The 5,105-nt window shown below is 68.4% G+C and carries 3 protein-coding genes; all 3 read left to right on the forward strand.

The features are described 5' to 3' along the window. The first annotated feature begins 641 nt into the window (after positions 1-641). The 3 genes from ACOJUJ_RS10075 (at position 642) to ACOJUJ_RS10085 (ending at position 4,542) form a co-directional block, all read left to right on the forward strand. Positions 642-1,190, forward strand: coding sequence for a hypothetical protein (locus ACOJUJ_RS10075; RefSeq protein ID WP_420126738.1), 549 nt, complete (start codon positions 642-644; stop codon positions 1,188-1,190). Positions 1,191-1,215: 25 nt separating this feature from the next. Continuing rightward, positions 1,216-2,520, forward strand: a complete 1,305-nt coding sequence (locus tag ACOJUJ_RS10080) for a tetratricopeptide repeat protein (RefSeq protein ID WP_420126739.1) — start codon at positions 1,216-1,218, stop codon at positions 2,518-2,520. Between the two features lie 762 nt (positions 2,521-3,282). After that, positions 3,283-4,542: a diguanylate cyclase domain-containing protein gene (locus ACOJUJ_RS10085; RefSeq protein WP_420126740.1), complete on the forward strand. Its 1,260-nt coding sequence runs from the start codon at positions 3,283-3,285 to the stop codon at positions 4,540-4,542. Positions 4,543-5,105: the final 563 nt, after the last annotated feature.

Below are 5,105 nucleotides of genomic sequence, written 5' to 3' on the forward strand. Positions count from 1 at the left end.
AGCAACGAGCCGCTGGCGAACCGGTGGTTCGAGTCCATCCAGGAACTCGAAAGCGTGCTGGCCCAGCGCTGCTGTCAGATGACGGAGATGCAGGACTTCCTGCGAGGGCTCACCTTCTATCACTGGTGGCCCTCAACGCTCCACTGAATGAAAACTCTTTTTCCGGATTTGGTATCACCCCCTCGATCTGCCTGGTTGCGGACGCGCAGGTGTCTGGGATGCCGCCTACGGTCGGGCCGCCGAGCCACGCAGGTGGACTTCGCGACGTTGTAGCGGCGGATTGATTCGCTCCTGCAGGCGGACGGCACGTGTACCGGATCAGATTCTCCATAGCCATCATTCGCCTCCCGCAGGCGGGCTGCACCGTGTCGGGTGATCGCCAACGAACATCACCCGCTGATTGCCTTGCCCTACTCTCCTCCGCGTCGTCCCCTTGCACCTGAAGGATTCACCAAAAAGGTGCAGCAATCACGAAAACGGGGAATCCCTCCGGCGGGCGGTTAGTAAAAATCCAGTACTTACGCCAATTCCATCAATGCCAGGTCGGCATGGCACCTGCTACGGGGAGAACGCAAAGCTGATCCGGCGTTCTGCCAGACGCCGCATGCGGCCGTTGCCAACTCCCCCCAGGAGCCCGTTCCGTGAACGTTCGTCGCACGCTTGCCCTGGCCGTTGCCGCGCTGTTGGCGCTGGCCGGGTGTTCCGACGTTTCGCAGCCCACGCTTGCCACGCCCGCCCAGTTCACCAGCGTGCTGGGCGGCACCATCAACCTGAACGGCATCCTGCAGTTTGTGGGTCTGCCCAACCTGTCGGGCACCCGCCACGCGGAAAAGTACATCGTCGCCAGCCAGGGCGGCTTTGTGGAGCTGAACGGGTTTCGCGTCGACATCCCCGCAGGGGCGCTGTCGCAGAACACCACCGTCACCATCGACCTGCCCACCGACAACGTGCTGGGCAAGCGGCTGATCGCGGAGTTCGGGCCGCACGGCACGCAGTTCAACACGCCGGTCACGCTGAGCTTTCCGCTCACGGGCGTGCTGCTGCTGGGCAGCCCCATCGAGGTGGCGCGCTGGGAGAACGGCGCGTGGACGTCGCTGGGCGGCAGCGTGAACTGGCTGGGTACGGTGCTCAGCGGCACCACGCCGCACTTCAGCACCTACGGCGGCAAGGTCGTCCTGGCCGGCGGCTGATCGCGGCGCGCTCTTGCACTCCGCCGTGAGCAAGCCCGTCCCGTCCCACCTGCTGGTGGAGCGCGCACTGGCCCTGGTGCCCGACTACGAGGATTTTCTTCCGCTGAGCGACGCCCTGATCGGCGCCTCGCGGGTAGACTCGGACAAGCTCTGGGCGCGGTCGGGTGCCTACGCCACCGTGGGCAAGCGCGTGGTGGACCCGGCGCGGGTGGAAGAGATGGTGCGGGTGCGGCTGGACCGCAGCCAGCAGCGGCTTCGCGAGATGTTTGACCTGGTGCTGGGCGCCATCCGCGAGCAGCAGGCCGGCAACCCCGCCACGGCGGCGCAGATGCTGGTGCAGGCCGGCGAGATGGAAGAAACGGCGCGGCGGCTGGACAAGGCGGACCGCATCTACCGCATGGCGCTGGGCATTTCGCGGGACCTGCGCGAAAAGGAGATGCACGTGCTGGCGCTGCGGCGCCTGGCCCGCACCGCCCGGACGGCCGGGCGGCTGGAAGAGGCCTGGGGCTGGTACGAGCAGAGCCTGCAGCTGGCGGCGGGCGCGCTGGACGCCGAAGGGCAGGTGATCGCCTGCCAGGGGCTGGGCAACGTTTGCCACGACCGGGGCGAGCGCGAGCAGGCCCGGACGTGGTGGGAGCAGGGGCTGCAGCTGGCGGCGGGGCTGGACCAGCCGGCGGTGGAGTGGCCGCTGTACGTAAACCTGAGCGCGCTCTCCATGGCGGAGGGCGACCTGGCCGAGTCGGAGCGGCTGCTGGACCGGGCCCACGAGCGCATGGAGCAGTCGGGCGCGCCCGACGCGCCGATGTACCTGCTGAACAACCGCGGGCTGCTGCTGCTGGAGCACGGCGACAGCGCGGCCGCCGAGGCGGTGTTTCGCGAGGCGCTGGCGGACGCGGAGGGCCACTGGGAGCTCACCATGCGGGTGAACCTGGGCGAGGCGCTGCGCGGGCAGGCCCGGCTGCTGGAGGCAGAGGACGAGGCGCGGCGGGCGGAAGAGGTGGCGATCGTGCACCGGCTGGTGCCGGACCTGATCGACGTGTACAACCTGCTGGGCAGCATTGCCCGCGACCGCTGCGACGAGGAAGGGTTCGTGTTCTACGAGCAGGCGCTGCGGGTGTGCCACGAGCGCGCCCTGCCCCGCAAGACGGAAGCGGCGATCCTGCACGGGTACGGCCAGCTGCACCTTGCCTGCGCCCGTCCCGAGGAAGGCCGCGGCTACCTGGAGGCCGCACGTGACGTGTACCGCGCCCTGGGCTTTGCGCCCGAGCTGGGCCGGGTGGAGGAAAACCTGAACAAGCTGGCGCCGGAGCGGGAGCCCGAGCCGGTGTAGACATAGCGGATGGAGATTGGGGTCTGGGGGGACCCCCGCGGGGGGGCCGGAAGTTTCGGTCTCCCCGCACCTTTTTGTATCCCAACAGGATTTGCGTGGCGGCGGCCGTGGAACATCCCGTGTCGAGAGGGCCGCACGCCGGATCCGGAGAACGAATCAGCCCTACCGGGCGGATCGCTGCCATTCTGAGGAGGCGCCTTCCCGGTCCTGTCCAGGTGCACCATTGCCCGTGCGCCGACCGAAGAATCTGCCGGATGGGCCCACCATCCCGTCGGCTACGACCGGCCCTCGCGTGCCAGCCCCGCCCGTTCCCGAAAGAGATTCTTCAGTCGGCGCACGGTTTGGCGCGTTGATACATTTCCTCTCGGTTCGTTGTGCAATCAGAGGAACAACGGAAAAGCATCACGCGGAGCCGCGGAGGAACGGATGAGGCGCGGAGGCGTCTGGGTGGTTCCCTCCGCGCCTCTTCTGTCTTCTCCGCGCCTCCGCGTGAAAATCGTTCCCTTCACTGCACATCGAAATCCGGGAGATGGTATGACTCCACGTGGGCGTGGCGGGCGCCTTCCTCGGCAGGACCGTGATCGTGCTGTCCGCTGTTTATGGATCCGGAGCACGGATGTCACCCGGAGGGGACGCAGATTGACCGGAATGGGAAACAGGTGTATCTTGTTTAACTCTTTTGGTTTCTTGAAGATACGGGTCGGGTGAAAGGCTGTGTATACGGATTTCTCCCCGGCTTTTCGTTTCTACCGAGGGTCATTCATGATGGTGCGGCGAGCGGATGACCGGCGGTTGCGCCTGGTGCTGGCGCGGCCGACGGGATGGATTTCGGGCGGCGAGCTTCCTGCCCGGCGCGCGGCGCGGCGCAACACGCCCCCGGAAGCCATGGAGATGCGCGACGGGCTTCCCGAGCAGTGCCAGCGCGGCGAAAGCCTGGTGCTGCTGCTGGACGGTCCCGACGGCGAGGGCGTGCTGGTGACGGGCGCCGTGGCCGGCACGGTGCCGCAGGGAAGCGAAAGCCCCGACCTGATGGACCGCGCGGCCGTGGGCGCCTCCGTTTTTCTGCGCGAAAAGCTGCGCACCGAAAAGCGGCAGCGCCTTCCCGACCAGCTGATCGTCTACTTCGAGGAGCTGAACGAGGCGGAAAGCGAGGACGCGGTGTGGCGCGCGCTGGCCACGCACGCGCTGCGCATCGTGGGCGCGCACACGGCGCTGGCCCTGGTGCGCGACGCCGCCCGCGGCCTGCTGCGCGCCCCCGCCGGCATCGGCGCCGATCCCCGCGAGTACCGCCCCTGCATTCTCTGGGACGACCGCTTTCTCACCCCCGGCCTGATCCTGTCCGAAGACGCCCGCCGCGGCGGTGGCGCCGAGTGCGTGGCGCCGCTCTTTGGCGATCCGTCCACGGCGCTGCTGGCCCACGTGCCCGTGGCCGCCGACGGCGCGCTGGTGCTTACCGAGCGCCGCGAAGAGCGCATCTTTGAGCCGGAGGACTGGGACGTGCTGCGCGCGCTGGCCCTGCAGGCGGAGATGGCCCTGCGCCGCGTGCGCCTGATCGACAGCGTCCGCTCGCTCTCCCTTACCGATCCGCTTACGGGGCTGGGCAACCGCCGCCACATGGAGGTGGTGATGGCGCACGCCTGGTCCGCCGCGCGCCGTGGGGAGCCGCTGGTGGTGATGGCGCTGGACCTGGACGGCTTCAAGGAAGTGAACGACACCCGCGGCCACGAGGCGGGCGACCAGATGCTGTGCGCCGTGGCCGCCGCCCTGCGCGCCGAGGCCCGCGGCAGCGACGTGCTGGTGCGCCACGGCGGCGACGAGTTTCTGGTGATCCTGCCCGGCAGCACCATGGAGGGCGCCCACGCCCTGGCGGAGCGCCTGCGCCGCCGGCTGGACGGCGCGGTGGGGATCAGCGCCGGGATCGCGATGTACGGCCCGGAGCACGAGACGCCGGAGTGCCTGATCCGCGAAGCCGACCGCCGCCTGTACGAAGCCAAGGCCCGCGGCCGCTCGCCCATCGCCTGATCCCATCCTAGCCAGACGCACGCGGAGGCGCGGAGACTTTCTCTCCGCGCCTCCGCTTTTGTGTCCACTGGTCAGCCGGACGCGGCTGGGTCGGAACTGAATCATGGGATGTAGTCGGCGCCGCGGTTCTGCCGGCGGGATCCTTCGGTGGGCGCCCTTGCCGCGTCCTGGGCCAGGCTCAGCGCGGCGCTTCTCGCAAAGGGCGTTGCCCAACCTCCCTGACCCAAGCCACCAGCCAGTCATCCTGAGGGAGCGCACCACGTGCAACCAGAAGTCACACCAGGACATGCGCGCGACCGAAGGACCTTCTCTCCGATGGCCGAGGGGCATGCGGCACGCCGGAAATCCAGCCTCTCGGTTCTGCCGGCAAGGTCCTTCGGTCGGCGCCAAAGCTCTTCGTACGGGCAAGATACGGCGCGGGCCTCCCCAGACTGTGTCAGAACTCGCGTGGATCGTGTAAGTTGTCAGCGAGCACAGGCCAGTCTCGGGGAGCGCGCGTGGCATACAAAGCGGGTGTAGACCGGAAGCAGCAGATGCTGTTTCCGGAAACGGTGGACGAGTAC

The sequence above is a fragment of the Longimicrobium sp. genome, from assembly GCF_048594345.1.
Classification (GTDB): domain Bacteria; phylum Gemmatimonadota; class Gemmatimonadetes; order Longimicrobiales; family Longimicrobiaceae; genus Longimicrobium.